This is a genomic window from Chitinophaga sp. 01L420, from assembly GCF_056399985.1.
This window is the reverse complement of record NZ_JBFTSK010000025.1, coordinates 125,474-142,946: the sequence shown is the minus strand read 5'-3', so window position 1 is coordinate 142,946 and position 17,473 is coordinate 125,474. Positions and strand designations below refer to the sequence as shown.

Annotated in this window: 11 protein-coding genes; 3 read left to right on the top strand and 8 right to left on the bottom strand. The window is 45.5% G+C overall.

The features are described 5' to 3' along the window. Window positions 1–1,260, bottom strand: a complete 1,260-nt coding sequence (locus tag AC1DP6_RS22190) for an ABC transporter permease (protein ID WP_477056779.1) — start codon at window positions 1,258–1,260, stop codon at window positions 1–3. Further along, entirely contained in the window at window positions 1,257–2,336 is a 1,080-nt protein-coding gene (locus AC1DP6_RS22185) for an efflux RND transporter periplasmic adaptor subunit (protein WP_477056778.1), read from the bottom strand. Before AC1DP6_RS22185 ends, AC1DP6_RS22190 begins: the two co-directional genes overlap by 4 nt. Window positions 2,337–2,487: 151 nt before the next feature. Here AC1DP6_RS22185 and AC1DP6_RS22180 point away from each other — a divergent pair, with 151 nt between their 5' ends. Beyond that, on the top strand, window positions 2,488–3,036 hold the full coding sequence (locus tag AC1DP6_RS22180) for a pyridoxamine 5'-phosphate oxidase family protein (protein WP_477056777.1): 549 nt from the start codon (window positions 2,488–2,490) through the stop codon (window positions 3,034–3,036). Window positions 3,037–3,080: 44 nt separating this feature from the next. Continuing rightward, window positions 3,081–4,307 carry a multiheme c-type cytochrome gene (locus AC1DP6_RS22175; RefSeq protein ID WP_477056776.1) on the top strand — a complete coding sequence of 409 codons (1,227 nt, stop codon included), beginning with the start codon at window positions 3,081–3,083 and terminating at the stop codon, window positions 4,305–4,307. A 14-nt stretch (window positions 4,308–4,321) separates the two neighbouring features. Here AC1DP6_RS22175 and AC1DP6_RS22170 read toward each other — a convergent pair whose 3' ends face one another. The 6 genes from AC1DP6_RS22170 to AC1DP6_RS22145 form a co-directional block, all read right to left on the bottom strand. Then, a complete protein-coding gene (locus tag AC1DP6_RS22170; protein ID WP_477056775.1) occupies window positions 4,322–5,431 on the bottom strand; it encodes a calcium:cation antiporter in 1,110 nt (369 codons plus the stop codon). A gap of 57 nt (window positions 5,432–5,488) precedes the next feature. Beyond that, the gene (locus tag AC1DP6_RS22165) at window positions 5,489–8,161 is read right to left on the bottom strand and encodes a hypothetical protein (RefSeq protein WP_477056774.1); all 2,673 of its coding nucleotides are present in this window, start codon (window positions 8,159–8,161) and stop codon (window positions 5,489–5,491) included. Window positions 8,162–8,180: 19 nt separating this feature from the next. After that, window positions 8,181–8,708, bottom strand: coding sequence for a DUF4402 domain-containing protein (locus tag AC1DP6_RS22160; RefSeq protein ID WP_477056773.1), 528 nt, complete (start codon window positions 8,706–8,708; stop codon window positions 8,181–8,183). A gap of 12 nt (window positions 8,709–8,720) precedes the next feature. Further along, window positions 8,721–14,282 (bottom strand): ice-binding family protein, encoded by a 5,562-nt coding sequence (locus AC1DP6_RS22155; RefSeq protein ID WP_477056772.1) that lies wholly within the window; start codon window positions 14,280–14,282, stop codon window positions 8,721–8,723. A 107-nt stretch (window positions 14,283–14,389) separates the two neighbouring features. Continuing rightward, window positions 14,390–15,277 carry a fimbrial biogenesis chaperone gene (locus tag AC1DP6_RS22150; RefSeq protein WP_477056771.1) on the bottom strand — a complete coding sequence of 296 codons (888 nt, stop codon included), beginning with the start codon at window positions 15,275–15,277 and terminating at the stop codon, window positions 14,390–14,392. A gap of 74 nt (window positions 15,278–15,351) precedes the next feature. Beyond that, window positions 15,352–15,864, bottom strand: coding sequence for a DUF4402 domain-containing protein (locus AC1DP6_RS22145; RefSeq protein WP_477056770.1), 513 nt, complete (start codon window positions 15,862–15,864; stop codon window positions 15,352–15,354). Window positions 15,865–16,233: 369 nt separating this feature from the next. On the opposite strand from AC1DP6_RS22145, the gene AC1DP6_RS22140 reads away from it, so the two are divergent. After that, window positions 16,234–17,463 carry a PAS domain-containing sensor histidine kinase gene (locus tag AC1DP6_RS22140; RefSeq protein WP_477056769.1) on the top strand — a complete coding sequence of 410 codons (1,230 nt, stop codon included), beginning with the start codon at window positions 16,234–16,236 and terminating at the stop codon, window positions 17,461–17,463. Window positions 17,464–17,473: the final 10 nt, after the last annotated feature.

Genomic DNA, 17,473 nt, shown 5'->3' with positions numbered 1-17,473 from the left:
TTATTTTCCTCTTATAATAATGACAGGATCCACTTTGCTGGCTTTTCTCGCAGGAAAGTAACCGGCAAAGTAAGTAGTGACCAATGAAAATACAGCTCCTATAAAATAGAAGGCCGGATTATAATTCACGGGAAAAGTAGTAATGGTAGGCAGCGCCGCTGTGTGAAACGGAATCTGGTCAATAACAGCAGATAAACAAAAGCCCAGGACCAATCCTACCAAACCGCCAGCCAGACCAATGCTCAGCGCAATCACAATAAATATCCGGTTTACATCACTACCCGAAAAACCGGTAGCTTTCATGATCGCAATCGCATCCATCTTTTCATAGATCATCATGTTCAGGATATTATAGATCCCAAAACCTGCTACAATTAATAACGTGATGCCCACAGAATAGGAAATCAATGTTCTGATAAAACTGCCGGTTTCAAATTGTGAGTTGGCAGTTTGAATGTCCTCTGTATCAGCCTGAAATAAGCCCCCATACTCTTTCGCCACTGCAGGCGCCTGGCTCATATCTTTCAGTTTCACCTGTATATCTGTGATATAATTATTGGGTTTACCCAGTAATTTCTGTGCTGTATTGATAGACGCATAGCATTGTACTTTATCAAAGTCCTGCAGCCCCGATTGAAAGTAGCCCACTACTTTCAGCGGCATAATGTCTCCCTCCGAAGTAGTCACCTGTACAACATCTCCGGGATCTGCCAGGAGCTTATCTGCGACTCCTTTACCCAGAATAATGCTGTTTGGTACGTTTTTCAGGTCGATCGCTTTTCCTGTAATGATGTAGTCATTAAAATGAAACAGGTTGCTTTCTGATTGTACATCAATACCGTTTACCACGCCGGTAATATCAATGGTGCCTGCATTAAAGAACACCGGTGCAATAATTTTAGGAGCGAAGCCCAGTACTCTGTTGTCATTTTTCAGGACTTCCATAATGGCCCCGCTGTTGAATATTTCCTGGCGGCCACTGGCTGACTTTACGGACTTAATAAAATTATGGTATTGCTTATACTGCCCTGATACGTTGACGGGCTGATGTTTGCTGGGCTTGATATCGTTATAGATACGTACATGTGGCGTTCTGTTCAGCACCAGTCCATCCAGTAATCCATTTAAACCGGTCATAAAACTCAGCAATGCAATAAACATCGTAATACTGAATGTAACACCTATCGCTGCTACCAGCGTTTGTTTCCAGCGGGCGCGCAGCAATGAAAATGATATACTGAAAATTAGTTTGTGGTTCATGGCGCCGGCTTAATAATAACATCTCCTGTGCTTAGTCCGCTGATGATCTCTACTTTCTGATAATCTTTCAGCCCTGTTACCACTTTCCTCTTCTCTTTATTCTCCAGCATTACGTAATCATCTTCCAAAAGATAATTACGGGGGATGGTTAATGCTTTATCTTTTGTCTGAATCACGATATTGGCTTCGAGCGTGAGATTAGGATATACTACCGGCGGCTCCGTAATAAACCGGGCATCTACGGTAAAAGACCTGGATCTTTCGTTCATGAATGGATATATCTTTTCTACAACCGCTTCAAATGCCTGTCCTTTATAACTATCCAGTGTAATGAATACTTTTTGTCCCAATTTTATGCGGGCAATATCATATTCGTCTGCCTGTAATTCCAGGTAGAAGTCGTGCGCTGCACCGATGATGGCCACCGGGCTCTGTGTATTTACCATCTCTCCTGCTTTCTTCAACAGGCTATATACCCTGCCATCGATATCGCTTTTAACGATATAGTCATTTTTCTGAGTGGTGCTGATCTCCAGGTTTTTACCGGATTGGCTGGCAGTGAAGCGGAGTTGCTTCTGCAGGTCGTTGTATTTATACAGGGCTACATTGTAATTCGTAAGGGAACTTTTATAGGCCAGTTCTGCCTGTTCCACCTGTAGCTGGCTGCCTATCTGCTGTTGCCATAGCCGGCGTTGACGGGCGAGCAGCAGTGAATCATTATTCAATTTATTTCTGGCCAGATCTATATTTACTTTGAGTTCATTGAGTTTGTCTTCATTGGCGCTCACCGAGGCGTAAGCGGCCGACAGGGCGGCATTCTCTGTATTCAGTTTTGCTGTTTCATTCAGTATCACCATCAGGGGATCGCCCTTCTTCACAGTATCTCCTTCGGTAACGGGAATATTTACAATTAACCCGTTTACTTTTGAAAACACCTGGTACTGATGCCTGCTTTTAATAATACCGGAGGCATATACCGATTCGGAAATTTTCTCAACTACTGGTTGCGTTTTTTCCCATTTACTTTTACAGGAAGATAATAAACAGATGATCAGTATTATTTTAATTGCCTTCATGCAATATATTTTTCCTGCCAGATGAATACCGGCAGTGCTTCATTAGTAGTTTGTAATCATCAAATGTACTGCATATGATAGAAATCGTGGTAGCTGTAACCCTTAAAAATTTGTACCTTCATACCTGGCCCACGCTTAAATGATATGATGTATGGGAAAATTCTTTGATGATATTAAACCGCAGCACCAGGACTTCATCGCTGCACAGAAAATGTTTTTTGTCGCCTCCGCCCCACTCACTGCCCAGGGACATATTAATCTTTCGCCTAAAGGACTGGATAGCTTCCGGGTGTTTTCTTCCACACGGGTAGGTTACCTGGATATTGTAGGCAGCGGCAATGAAACATCTGCCCACATCCGGGAAAACGGACGGATCACCTTTATGTTCTGTGCTTTTGACGGTCCGCCCAATATTCTGCGCTTATACGGGAAAGGCTATACGGTATTGCCTACAGATCCTGAATGGGACGAATTGTCGGCCCACTTTACGCTGATGCCTGCCACCAGGCAGATTATAGTAGCCGACATTCATAAAGTGCAGACCTCCTGCGGCTTTGGGGTACCACTGTACGAATACAGCGGGGAAAGGGATCATGCCGCCAAATGGGCTGCGGCAAAAGGCCCTGAAGGCCTCGAAATCTACAAGGCAGAAAAGAATATGGTGAGCCTGGATGGATTACCTACAGATCTGGGGGCATAAAAAATTGTCAGGGGGATTTGTATATTTACGGACATTTCCACGATATGAATAAACGCCAGCTCTATGTGTCTTTGTTCCTGCTCTGTTGTATCAGCATCCTCTCCCAATGTATCAGCAAGGCGCCGAAAAAGGAAGACCTGAGAGGGAATCAATTTGCCGGCGCGGCCACCTGTGCAGGCTGTCATCAAAGTATTTACACCGCATTCCTTCGTTCCGCCCATCATAATACCAGCAGACCGGCGTCCAAAGCAACGGTTCTTGGCAGCTTTTTGTCGCCCGATAATGTGTTCACCTACAGCAATGGTATAAAGGTGCAGATGGAAGCACATGACAGTGCACTTTTTCAGGCGGCCTACGCCAACGATACCCTTACCACCGTACATCCCTTTGACATAGCCATAGGTTCCGGCAGAAAAGCACAGACTTACCTGTACTGGAAAGACGATAAATACTACCAGTTACCATTGTCTTACTTTGTACCGCCCGCTAACTGGGCCAATAGTCCCGGGTTTCCGGCGGCCTATCCCCGGTTTGACCGGGCCATTCCCAGCACCTGCTTCGGTTGCCATAGTTCCGGTGTTGCTTTTAAGGAAGTGAAAATGGAAGGACTGCACCTGGTGGAGACATTTGAGAAAAACGAAGTGGTATATGGTATAGATTGTGAACGTTGTCATGGTGCAGCCGCTGCACATGTGGAATACCAGTCTGCCCATCCCGAAGAAAAACACGCAAAGTATATCACCACCATCTCCTCTCTAAAAAATCAACAACGGCTGGACATGTGCGGACTATGTCATTCGGGGCTTAAAACACCACAGAAATCAGCGTTTAGCTACCAACCCGGCGATCCCTTATCCGACTATTTCTTTCCTGATCCGGGAAGACCTGCCAAAGCCACTGAAATGGATGTACATGGCACACAATACCAGCTATTCACTGCCAGTAAATGTGCCGTCATGAGCGCGGATATGAACTGTTCGTCCTGCCACAATCCGCATACAAAGGAAAGTGATGATATCGCAGTATTTTCCCAGCGCTGTATGAATTGCCATCAAACCACCGGCAATCATTTCTGCAAACAAAAAGGCTTTGCACCATCGGTGTTAGCGGCCAATTGCATCGACTGCCACATGCCGGCGTTGCCATCGGGAAACATTACGTTATTGACCAATGGGCAAACCAGGCCTACACCAGATTTTATACGCACACACCTGATTAGTATTTATCCGGAAGAGACAAAAAAGGTAATTGAAAGACTGAGAAAAAAGTAAGCGGAACAACTACTTTAAGGCACCACGGAAATAAACATATAGGTTGCCAGTATCACCAGCAACACGATGCCCTGCAGGATATTTGTCTTACCCGCATTAAACGAAATGCTGATCGTAAACAGGGAAAGGATGAGCAGTAAAGTCGACTTGGCATCAATTCCCAGGGTTACCCGGAAGCCTGCAAAATAACTGACAATAGCTACCGCCGGAATGGTAAGCCCGATACTGGCCAGGGCAGATCCCAACGCCAGGTTTAAGCTGGTTTGTAAGCGGTTTTGCGCAGCTGCCCTGATGGCGGCGATCCCTTCCGGCAGGAGAATAACCGCTGCGATGATAACGCCCACCAATGTTTTAGGAGCGCCCAGATGCACCACAATAGATTCAATCGTAGGTGATAACTTCTTGGACAACAGCACTACTACGACCAGTGAAATGATCAACAGCAACACACTGATAGTAGCCGTTAGATTAGAAGGTGGGTCCGCATGTATATCTTCATCTCCTGGTGCAGCATCTTTTGGAAGGAAATAATCCCGGTGCCGGATGGTTTGCACAGCCACAAAGCTGCCATACAATACCACGGAAATGATGGCCACAAAAATAAGCTGACTACTGGAATAGATAGGGCCCACTTCCGTGGTGGTATAATTAGGCAATACAAGTGTTAATATKGAAATGGCACTCAGCGTGACCAGGGCAGCACTTACGCCCTGCTTAATAAACGCCTGTTCTTTGTAAAGATATCCACCTAAAAACAAAGACATTCCTATAATACCGGAGAGGATCAGCATAATAGCCGCAAMCACTGTATCACGGGCCAGCGTGGAATCCTGTCCCACTTCGGTGAGCATAATGGAGATAATCAGTGCTACTTCAATCACCGTGATGGCGAGTGCTAAAATAAGCGTACCATAGGGCTCTCCCACTTTATGAGCCACTACCTCTGCATGATGCACAGCAGATAATACCACGCTGATCAGCGAGATGCCCATCACGGCCGCAAAAATGCCCCCATCAAATTCACTTGCCAATGCCAGTAATACCAAACCAATCAAAGGGCTGATAATACTCCACATGGGTAAAGTAATTTTCCATTTTTTGTAGAGAAAATGATTGAATGCCATGTATTTAAGTTACAGAAAATTAAGCACATAAGTAAATGATCGTTTTCTGTCATTGTTTTACTTTATGTTTTCGCCTTCCGTTGATCGCTGTAAAATGAATTCCAGACCATCCACCATGTCTCCTTCCATGTTTTGGGCAATATGGAATGGTTTCACTGTCGGCAGCACAGTCATACCTAGTTTATGTAACTGTACAGTATCTACCCTGGCGGTATAATTACCCGGAGCGAGACCCATATAGCTAAAATATCCATCTTCCTCGCTCTGTATACGTGCAGCCACGCTTTCGTCCTGCCTGTAAATAATTAAGGTGATACGACTAAGTCCCATTTGTTTATTGTTTTCTTTCACATAAACGGTTCCTGATACTTCCCCCATTACTGCCACAGGCACCTCTATCAATTTTACAAGGTTAGGTTCAATCGCAACGCTAACCGTTTGGTGCTTTATCTGCCAGGCTATGCTTTCAAAACTATTCCGGCTCATGTCAATAAAAAAATGAGCGTATGGCTCCAGTTCCATGATACGGATCGTTGAGTCCCGTTTGCTGACTATTATACGACCACCATTAACGGCAATCTGAAGACCATTCACTTTAGGTTCGCCGGCATCGCGGTGACCATTGTTATTCAGGTCCAGGAAGGCGAGGATAATAACTCCTCCTGTTCCAACGTTGGTGCGGTTATTAATATCGGGCTGACGGGACTTCCCATCATATATCAAACTTCCCCGGGCAGATTGAATCAGCGTGGTCACATTATTGCTGTGCCAGGCGGAAAGCCCCACTTGTGAAAACGAAAAATCATAGCGAAAACCTATCCCAATATTATTAAAATCGCTTTTAAAGTTTCGTTCATAGGTTACATCCATATACCCGTGGCGGAACAGGTATTTCCCCAGTTGGCACCTGGTGGCCATCACCCTGCTTTTGTTGTATTCGTATTGCACCTGAGGTGTAACCATTAGTCTTCCCGGCAACCTGAAAGTCAATGCCAGGTTACTATAAAAGTATGGGGCCACATTATCCGTTAATACGGCATAAGTAGTGAGGTTGGCGCCTATTCCTAACAATGCTCCGGACATCAGCCATTCCCCTGTTGTATATTTTGTTCCGGGCAATATCATTTGATCTATTGTAAGCCTGGAAAACACCGCAAAGTGACGACCGACGAACGGCCTGGACACCATGATTTTCCGTTCTTCCAGGTAATTATAATTAATCGCCTTCTGCCCCTTTTTATACCGCGTATAATTTAAATCAATTTGCAGATTGGATGGCAGGCGATAGTTGATAATGCCTCTTGCCCTTACCCCATAGGTATAGTCTCCGGAAACTAAAAGGTTGGAAGTGATTCGGAGCGAAGCGTTGACGAAAGGCATATTTTTACCTGTGGTAACGGAGGAAAGGTATTCCACACCACCTCCTATTGTCAAATGCTTTGTAGCGCCATAATTCAAGCTGACACGTGCAAACCGGCTGTTACTACTGTCTTCCACGATACCCGCACTGACAGTATATTCAAATTCACGTTGTGGCAGGAAATTGAAAGGAATGCTGATATTTTCTTCCCGCGTGCGCTCTTCTCCCCAGGGACTGTAAAAGCGAAGCTTCACAAGCGAGTTACCATATACCAGTGGCACCTGGAAAGTGAAAAATCCGGAGGCATCGGCTGTTACATAATTTGTCAGCTCATTGTTCACATAAAGTTCCACTGTCCATCCCGGCTCGGTAAAATCGCTCAACGTATAGGTGCCAAAAGAACGTCTGTAAGCAGTGGATGTATTCGTAAACTGAACACCTACTACCGGATCATAAATAGAAGCAATGGATTGTGTAAATAGTGTTCCGGCTATCACCTGCCGCAACCACTTATTATCATTGTTAACATAACGCCAGCGATAATATTGCTGCCTTTGGTCAAAGGGCCTGACAATACTACTGTTGCTATCAAGATTAACCGGTAATTCCTGCCGGGAATAACCGTTGTAATTAAGTGACACCATGGTTTCCCCACCCGCAACAGTACCTCCCAAGGCAAGATTCATCCGGGTATCATTCCCCCCCTCTGTCCTTTGCGTGGCGATTACCGACCAATCGGCCATGCCAAATTGAAATAGCGGGTGACTCCGGGCGATGACGGTATCCGCTTTTATTTGTCCTTTAAGCCGATTGATATTACGATGCATCATCTCCTGTCGCATTTCCCGTATGGCTGGCAATTCCAGCTTTGTGGTCATATTAACGGACAGGCTTCGGAAACTAAATTTACACTCCAATCCAAACACACTACCGAAAACAGTTGTCTTCATATAAAGATCGGCGGTAGTACGAATAAGATCATTGGATGACAATTCAAATACTTTCCCCTGAAATTCAATACGGTGATGTGTTTTATCTATCAAAAACACCGCCTCCTGTGTAATAAAAAAACCTGATACGGTGTCTCCTCCCGGCGACAGGCTATTCTTTATCTTTAAAAAATCAAAGACCTCATTCAAAGACAGGTAGGCTGATTCATTGCTGATAACAGCAGGCACTTCTCTTCCACCTATGCCTTCCACCACCAGAAAGACAGATGTTTCATAATATTCAGGGACTTCCTGTCTTGCAAAAACAGGAGACAACAAACAAGGCAACAGCAACAAAGTAATCATCAGCAGGAGTATCACCAGCGCATAACATGTACAGGTACTAGGGGGGGAAATATTTTGAGGGGTTTTACCTGTCATCACAATTACTTTAATCCTGTTATTGCTGGATAAATGTTACCGAAAACACACCATTATATGCGCCAGGTGGGCTGGCCAGTGGATTACCTGCGGTAAGCGTACCACCAATTCTGACCAGTGTACGGCCCGGTGGTACTGCTGTGGCTACAAAGGAAGGGCCGGTACTTGCAGCACCTATATGCAGAAGCATAAATCCTCCATTGCTACCGGTAAGGGTAACATCAGGTCCGTTCATAATGGCGATGAGTGTACCTGGATTGGCGTCTACTTCAAAAATGGCAGGGGAAAAGGGGAAACCCAGATTTGCTGGCACAATGCTACCGGTAACAGCACGTGAACCATCCGGATAAATGATCACCATGCCACCTGAAACGCCCTGAAAAAAGGCGCCGAAAATAAGTCCCTGTGCAGGGTTCACAAAAATGGAGATCGGACGCGGGGGAAGTTGCTGCGCCCCCGCATGCAGACAGCCAATCAGTAACAACGTCCCTGCAGTTGTAAACAAGCCCGCTACTTTCCGGTTGAATATGTGGTTGAATAACGTCATGTACATGAAAAATTAATTACCAATAAAAACCTTTTGCGCAAATACTTTCTGTTGCTGCGTGTAAAAGCTTACGATATAAATCCCGCTGCTGAATTGCGATCCCAGCTCATGATGTCCATTGCCAACAAGCTGCTTCCTCATGATTACCTGTCCCGCTACGTTAGTAACTACCACGTCACATTTTTCACCCGGTACCTCCGTGATATTTGCATTTAACACGCGGCCCACACTATATGCAGTATATATGCCGCCGGTAACAGGTGGCACGGCCGGAGATTTCCCCTGGAACCCCAGGAAAAATCTTTTTTCATATCCACCAGCGTTCAGGTACAGGCGATACCTCGGATTACGCCGCAAGTCCTGTCGTACACCTGCTATCATATCATACAGGTAGATATTCCGGTTATCAGGGAATCGCTCTATATCAACAGCATTGAAAATGATCCATCCGGTCCGGTCCATTTTCAAACCAAGCGGTATTACATCTGTACTATCTTCCAATCCTGGCCACGCATAAATCGAAAGTCCGGGAGCACCTGAAGCAAGTACATACAAACTTGGCACCAGCGAATCCGTATTCATGAGTTTGAGCGCATCCATTTCTTTGTCGTAAAACCGTTTCGCAGCATCATCAAAATAAACCACCACCGGATCTGCAGGCGCCCTGTCATCTCCATATCCCGCTGTTAGCCGGATTAAAGGCGTAGTTGGTGGCGGCACCCGGTGAAAAACCGGCGCCAGGTTATTGATACGTGCGTTATTACTAATTGTGAGAGACGCTGCCACCGGATATGCCCCATCCGTAACGTGTATAAAAAATCCCTGCATGGCAGCAATCACAGGCCCTGCCACATTATCGCTGGAAACGCCATTGATATAGGAGCTATAAGTTCCCGTATATTGGTTAACGTTACCCGCATTAAAATAATAGACTGCATTATCGATGTTCGTTCGGCTCCATCCCGCTGCTGCATTCCAGTCAATTGGTGAAGGATATGGATTACCCACCAGGTTAAAACCCTGCGTGTAAACCTGGTGATGATTATACAGCGTAGGCGAAGAGATATTATGATTGCTCACTACTCCGGTAAGATTCACCGTCATTGCAACAGAAGATGCACCTGTATTGGCAGCATATCCCTGCAGAGGCGTCAGCGGATTAGCAGCCGTTGTATCCGTTATCCAACCGGAAGCAACCTGACTTTCATCATAGCGGTAGAAATTGGGAAAAGATGCATTCAGATCTACCACATTGGCAAAGCTGCCTACCGTAGCAGCCTGGAATGGAGAGCTGAAATATTTGTATCCGAAACCGGAAGCCAGGTAACGCTGTATCGTAACGTTTCCAACGACCTCTCCTGCTCCGCTACCGTCGATCAGTGCAGTTTGTGCCGCTGTAGACATCAACGTAAGATTTCCACCTGTGTTCAACTGGCCAGCGGATACCAACAATATTCCAGTGAGATGTAAAGTTCCACCCAGCGTTACACCTGCACTATTACTAATCGTAAGGTGCCTGATCTGATTCCCTGCAAATACGCTGGCAGGTACGGTTTGCGAAGATGCCCCGTTTAATACAACGGTCCCGGCTGACACATCAAATGTTCCGTTATTAATCATTGAACCCGCTATCGAGAGCGTTCCACCTGTCACCGTTAGGGAGGCATTACTTTGTATAGTTATATTTTTTACGGCTCCCGTACCCGTATTTAATACAGGATAATGAGGAACGCCTGATGGTATCGTCGCATTTATGGTCGCCGTTGGAATGCTGTTATTAAACCAGTTGCCAGGAGTATTCCAATCTGTACTAACAGCACCTGTCCACGAGCCGCTGGTGGTACATACCGGTACTGTTACGGAACCAGGGCCCATGGTCACTGCTCCTAATGTAGAAAACATTCTCCCGGTAAGTATGCCACCGGCGGCCATGGAAGCTGCTCCATTGTTTGCGATAAGCGTTCCCACCATGGTAGTAGATGCAGCCATCGCAATAGCCCCTTCTACCTTCCAATATACGTTACAGGCAGATGCTCCATTAATGAGATTAACGGTAGTACCGGCGCCTGTAGTAAATGCACCACCTATTTTAAAAATAAACAGTTCATTGGAATTCCCCTGTGCATCCAGTGTCAGCGTGGCGGCGGCTGATCCTGCGGCCACTAAATTGTAGATGCCCGGAAAAAGAGTTTCTCCGTTTCCAAGCACTGCTACATGACTGGCAGTGGGAGAAAACGCGTTCAACTGATTATAAACAGACAACACATCGGTTGCACCCTGTGCGGTGACCGCATCCGCTGTATGCATAGATCCAACTACGGTGGCGGTCTCGAAACCGGTAATAGCACCCAGGTTGGTACCAATATCACCTGTCACCTGTGATATGCCGGTATTACCTACTCCCCCGCTAACAGCAAAGAGTGCAAAATTGGCCGCCGTACCTAAGCTAACGCTGGGGGGAGGAATGATGGAAATGCTGGTCGTTGTCTGATATTGATCACATCCGGCAGCAGCAGCAATCGTATAAGTAACGGTATAAGTACCCAACGTACTGGCTCCCGGATTTACCGAACCACTCACACTGTTTATAGACAAACCTGTTGTGGAAGAATAAGTGCCACCCGTTGTTCCGGTAAGGCTTACGGTAGCAGTACCGGCATCTGAACGATAGGGTGAGTTAGCATAGGTGATCACCGCCGATGGGCCGGCTGTAACATTTACGGTAATAGTAGCTGGCTGACTAAGACATCCGCCTACTGTTTGTGTAACGGCATAATTAGTAGCGCCGATAGCCGTAGTAACAGGCGTAGGTGCGGTAGTGGCGCCCCGGCCCCACAGCAAATTTGTTCCTGTGGCGGTTAAAGGGATGGCAGTGCTGTTTTGACAATAAGTTACCGGGCTTGTAACCGTGGGTGCTGCTGGTGTACAGGGACATATAGGTAACGATGCGGAACCCGGCCCCACAGCGATAGCGCCTAAAGTGGAGAACAATCTTCCGGTAAGGATGCTGCCGGCACCCATAGATGCTGCTGCGTTATTGGCGATCAATGTACCCACCATTGTAGTGGATGCTCCCATAGTGACGGCACCTTCTACCTTCCAATACACGTTACAGGCAGACGCACCATTAATCAGGTTAACGGTAGCACCAGCGCCTGTAGTTAATGCGGCGCCTATCTTAAAAATAAATAGCTCACCGGAATGTCCCTGTGCATCTAATGTCAGCACGYCTGCCACAGATCCTGCGGCAGGTAAATTGTATATACCCGGTGTAAGGGTTTCCCCGTTTCCCAGTACAGCTGCATGCGTGGAAGTAGCAGCAAGCCCGTTTAATTGATTGTAGGCAGACAGTACATCTGTTGCACATTGTGCGGTGGCAGCATCCGCTGTATGCAGGGAGCCAATCACAGTGGAGGTCTCGAATCCGGTAATGGCCCCCACATTTGTACCTATATTACCCGTTATCTGTGAAGTACCAGTATTACCTACTCCACCGCTAACTGCAAAAAGTACATAATTCGCGGCAGTACCTAAATTCACACTGGGTGGTGCTACGATGGTAATACTGGCAGTTGTTTGATATTGATTACATCCCGCCGAGGCAGCAATGGTATAAGTAACGGTGTAAGTGCCCAGTGTACTTGCTGCCAGATTTATCAAACCAGTTGTACTATTTATCGACAGTCCCGCCGTAGAGCTATAAGTTCCCCCGGTTACCCCGGTAAGCGTTACAGCAGCAGTGCCGGCATCCGAACGATAGGGAGAATTCACATAGGCAATAACAGCAGATGGCCCGGCTGTTACGTTAACTGTAATGTTAGCCGGCGGACTAAGGCACCCGCCTGCTGTTTGTGTAACGGCGTAATTAGTAGCACCTATTACCGTAGTAACAGGAGTAGGTGCGGTAGCGGCACCTCTGTCCCAAAGTAAACCTGTTCCGGTAGCCGTTAATGGAATGGCCGTACTATTTTGGCAATAAGTCAACGGGCTTGTAACAATAGGCGCCGGTGGTGTACAGGCACACGCAGGAAGCACTGCTGACACGGCATTAAAAGTAACATCTCCTAAAGTCGAAAACAGTCTTCCTTCCAGTACACTTCCTGCACCCATAGAAGCGGCGGCATTGTTTGCTATCAATGTGCCTCTCATCGTAGTCGAAGCTGCCATCGTGATAGCCCCTTCTGCCTTCCAAAATACGTTACAGGCAGTTGCTCCATTCACGAGGCTAACAGCAGCACCGGCACCTGTGGTTAATGCAGCACCTACTTTAATAACAAATACTGCATTTGCATCTCCCTGTGCATCTAATGTCAGTACTCCTGCCACAGATCCTGCAGCAGGTAAATTGTATACACCCGGTGTAAGGATTTCTCCATTCCCCAGTACTGCTCCATGTGTGGAAGTAGCAGCAATAGCATTTAGTTGATTATACGCAGCAACTACATCTGTTGCACCTTGTACAGTAGCGGCATTTGCTGTATGCAGCGATCCGATCACAGTGGAAGTTGTTAACCCAGTAATGGCGCCTGCATTGGTACCCAGATTGCCTGTAATGGTGGAGATACCGGTGTTACCCACTGCTCCGCCCACCGTAAAAAAAACGAAATTAACGGCAGTTCCCAGATTAGGGGGCGGCGGATAATTTACGGTGGTCTTACTCCCGCTCAATACCGTGCTTAATGCGCCTTCCGTAACCGCATATACTTTCCAGTAATAAGTGGTATTGACAGATAAACCTGTTTGGATAGAGGAGGTAATATTAGCTGCTGTTTGTGATACAAAACTATAATTTACGCCATCGGTGGAACGATAAATAACAAAGCCAGTTTCATTGGAAGATAGATCCGTCCAGTTTAATGTCATCGTACTATTGGTTACACCGGAGAATGTTAAAGAGCCGGGAGCGGTTGGCACCGGTGGAGTGAACCTGTATATTTGTCCGGAAGAAGGCCTGCTGGTGACATTGGATTCAGTGGTGGAGCCGGCGCTGGTGCCTGCATCATTTACAGATAGAAAATTACCCGATCCGGTAGCTGCAGCAGTAATACCAACAGAGCCAGACGTCAATAAAGCCAGGACTAATTCCGGTCTGTATATATATTCGATCTTACCGCTACTTTCATAAAGTTTCACCTGGAAGGATATAACACCTCCCAGTGCAAGGCTGGGCCATTTCACATTCAGGTATTGCAGCGTAAACACCTGGCTGCCTGCCGTACCGGTTGTTTTATAGGTAACATTGGTGGTAGCACCAATGCTGAGATCATCCCATAGCGGGGCTAGTACAGGCCTTGGAGCGCCTCCTGAAAGCAAATTATTGACAGGAGTAGCAGTTGTGGCAACAGTACCAAGAGACAACCATCCATTTGTACTCGCAGATACATTGGTATAACGGGTACCCATATACCAAAAATCAAATCCTATGGGTATAAGACTTGAAATACCTTCATCTGTGTTGCCCGTCCAGGTGGTAGCAGTGGGTGTTGCCAAAGCAGTGAAAGTACCGGCCGGAGCGGCAAAAACATAATTGGTTACTGTTTGAGCGGTTAGTTGAGGGCTTTGAAAAAAAAGCAAATAACCAATCAATATACTTTTACATTGTAAAATGGATATGCACAATTTTTTCATGTCTTTCAGCGCTTATAATGCTACTACTGAAATCCTGGAATAAGGGGTTTCAATTAAAACAAATCCAAATCAGCTGCCGCAATTTCAACAGCTTTTGCATCCTTTCTTTCTGAAGAAGTAGTATATATTACGTGCAATTTTCCTGTTTTGTAATCGATACCGGGTATTTTACTAAGTATTACCCTCATTTTCCGGCTGGGCAACGGCGTATAAACAGCAATCCCATTTATTACGCCTACGGAGGTTGTTTTGCCCTGCGGTGAAATATATTCAACGGTTAAATCGCCGTAAACAGAGGCGTTCCCATTTCGGTAGAACACCACATTAAGCTCGGGTTGCATGTTTTCTCCTGTTGTCATCGCCAAATCGGAGATGCGCACATTTACGGAGAGTTCACCTGCTTTAATGATTACCGGAATGGTAAGACCAAAAACAGGAACCAGTGTTACGGATATACCAGTGGAATCAGTTTCCGGGACTTTTTCTCCCAGAGGTTTTGGTGCAGGCACCGACCTGAAATAGATATGTGAACGGTATTCACCGGAAACAAGCTGATTGGTTTTTATAAGCTGTAATTTCACTACCTGAGCTTCACCAGGAGCCAGTACGATGTTGCGGGGAAAAATACGGAGATAGTTACTGGCAAAATTCTGGCCCGAATCGGGTTGGGTGATTTGTTCAAAAGTACCATCTTCTTTCATCCTGATTTCCATGAAAGAAATAAGGTACCTGGAAGTGTCCTTACCGCTGTTCGCAAGGTTAAGCTCCTGCATTCTTTTTTGTCCTTCAAAGATAATTCTCCTGGGGGTTATTAACAGGTTACCCTGCGCTACCCCTTTTATAGAAAAAAAGAAGGTGAGCAGCAGGGTTGTGGCAAGCAGGAAGATAAAATTTCGTTCCTGCATACGCCTGTACAGATTGATCTGTAATACCAGCTTCATGGATAATGGTTTAAGTTAGAGGTCATCATTCTTCCCAACACCGTGCACATGCACGCCACATCCGGAAGAAATAGTTAGTTATAATTTACCGTTACATCAAACGGTGTTGCTGAAACGTAAGTACCTGCGGGTGCTGCTGCTGCTACATTGAGGGTGGCGCCTACGGTAAGCGTCTGCGTACCCGCTGTCAATGTTCCAATAGCTGATGGACTACTTGTGAACGAACTAACGGTCATGTTATTAGCCCCGCTTGTAATAGTGAGCGCAGTAGATGGCAGTGTAATGCTGTAGGTATAATTACCGGAACCGTTAACGGTAAAGGAAGCTGCGGATACGGTACCATTTGTTACCGGAAGCGTCACTCCTCCTGTTGCTGAACGTACGCCAGCCGGAGTTAACACCACCGTACCTCCTGTTGAGGCCTGCACAGCAACGTTACCGAAATTCATATCTACATTCTTTGTAATGCTGATAGGTGTTACTATAGTAGCCGTAGCGGAAGCAGAAGCCGTGGCCTGTGCATACGCGCTGGTTGCAAATCCAACAAGAGCAAGCAATGTCATGTGAAAAATTATGGCTGTTTTCATATTTCTGTTTTTTAAAACCGGGAATGGAATCGTTGGCTTAATAGTTCCTGAAGGAACACGGTGAGGTTATATTTCCAAGCTATAGGTCTCGCATATCTTTGTTTTATTCATCACAATGTACCATTACCTACATCCCCCGGCAATGATTAGAATCAGTTAGTTAATGATCCTAATCAACTAAAAGTATATTACAGACCAATAATATCTCTACACAACAATTATATCAAGGCATTGTTGCACTGCAACGTATTAATAAGGGAGAAAAATAAATTAAGTATATTTATATGAGTAACCGGCATGAAGAAACCGCCCTCAAAATTCATTAATACCTTATATAACAAATTTCACAGGTAACGGCCCCACCATCTTATGAGCCATAACAACAACATTGATTTTGATGCGCTATTCAACTATGCTACTATGGGAATTATCATAGCAGATGGGCAGGGCAGGGTATTAATGGCCAACCCTTTCCTTTTAAAGCAGTTTGGATACGAAGAAAAAGACATCATTGGACAGAAAGTGGAAAGATTGATCCCGCCACGCTTTCACAACCAACATATTCAGTACAGGGAAAAATTCATCGAGCATCCCCGAAACAGGCCAATGGGCATTGGACAGGACCTTTATGCAGTTCGTAAAGATGGCAGTGAATTTCCTGTTGAAGTAAGCCTTGGCACCTATGAAACAACGCAAGGACAGTTTTCTATTGCCTTTTTAAGTGATGTTTCCAGTCGCAAAGAAACGGAGATGGCCCTGAAACAATTAAATATTGATCTTGAAAAAAAAGTAGAAGAGCGTACACAAGCGCTAACAGCAATAGTAAAACGCCTGGGTGTGCAGATCAAAGCTGCTGAAGCAAAGGATATTGAATTGCAACAGGTCAATAGTTCACTCAATGCCGCGCTGGAAAAAGAAAAGGAGCTGAATGAACTGAAATCAGGATTTGTATCGCTCGCCTCCCATGAATTCAGAACACCACTGAGTACGATTCTGTCTTCCGCTTACCTGGTAAGCAAGTACGCGCAAACAGCAGAACAACCCGAGCGTGAAAGGCATATCACGAGGATCGTATCCTCTGTGAATATGCTGACAGATATACTAAACGACTTTTTATCAGTTGGAAAGATAGAAGAAGGCAAGATTCAGGAACACAAAGTAATCTTTGATGTGGAAGAACATATTAACACCATTATAAGCGAAATGCATGGCCTTGAAAAAAAGAAGCAGGAGTTGCAGTATAATCATACCGGAAATACAAATATTTTAATGGACCCGGGGCACTTAAAACACATTGTGATGAACCTCTTATCCAATGCTATAAAATTTTCTCCACAAGGCTCCAGCATTGTGTTACAAACAACTGCTACTGAAAAAACATTCACATTATCTATCAAGGATAATGGTATTGGCATCCCTGCAGAAGACCAACTGCATTTATTTGAAAGGTTTTACAGGGGAAAAAATGCTTCTAATATTCAGGGAACAGGTTTAGGACTGCACATTGTGCGGCAATATGTGGAGCTGATGAATGGCAAGATCAGTTGCAAGAGTCAACTTAACAAAGGGACTGTGTTTACTGTTACTATAAATCTTTAAAAAAATTTCA

What these genes read in the sequence shown, in the direction of transcription:
- AC1DP6_RS22185 (WP_477056778.1), bottom strand. Translation starts at nt 2,336, where the DNA reads ATGAAGGCAATTAAAATAATACTGATCATCTGTTTATTATCTTCCTGT.
- AC1DP6_RS22150 (WP_477056771.1), bottom strand. Translation starts at nt 15,277, where the DNA reads ATGAAGCTGGTATTACAGATCAATCTGTACAGGCGTATGCAGGAACGA.
- AC1DP6_RS22175 (WP_477056776.1), top strand. Translation starts at nt 3,081, where the DNA reads ATGAATAAACGCCAGCTCTATGTGTCTTTGTTCCTGCTCTGTTGTATC.
- AC1DP6_RS22140 (WP_477056769.1), top strand. Translation starts at nt 16,234, where the DNA reads ATGAGCCATAACAACAACATTGATTTTGATGCGCTATTCAACTATGCT.
- AC1DP6_RS22190 (WP_477056779.1), bottom strand. Translation starts at nt 1,260, where the DNA reads ATGAACCACAAACTAATTTTCAGTATATCATTTTCATTGCTGCGCGCC.
- AC1DP6_RS22165 (WP_477056774.1), bottom strand. Translation starts at nt 8,161, where the DNA reads ATGACAGGTAAAACCCCTCAAAATATTTCCCCCCCTAGTACCTGTACA.
- AC1DP6_RS22180 (WP_477056777.1), top strand. Translation starts at nt 2,488, where the DNA reads ATGGGAAAATTCTTTGATGATATTAAACCGCAGCACCAGGACTTCATC.
- AC1DP6_RS22160 (WP_477056773.1), bottom strand. Translation starts at nt 8,708, where the DNA reads ATGACGTTATTCAACCACATATTCAACCGGAAAGTAGCGGGCTTGTTT.
- AC1DP6_RS22145 (WP_477056770.1), bottom strand. Translation starts at nt 15,864, where the DNA reads ATGAAAACAGCCATAATTTTTCACATGACATTGCTTGCTCTTGTTGGA.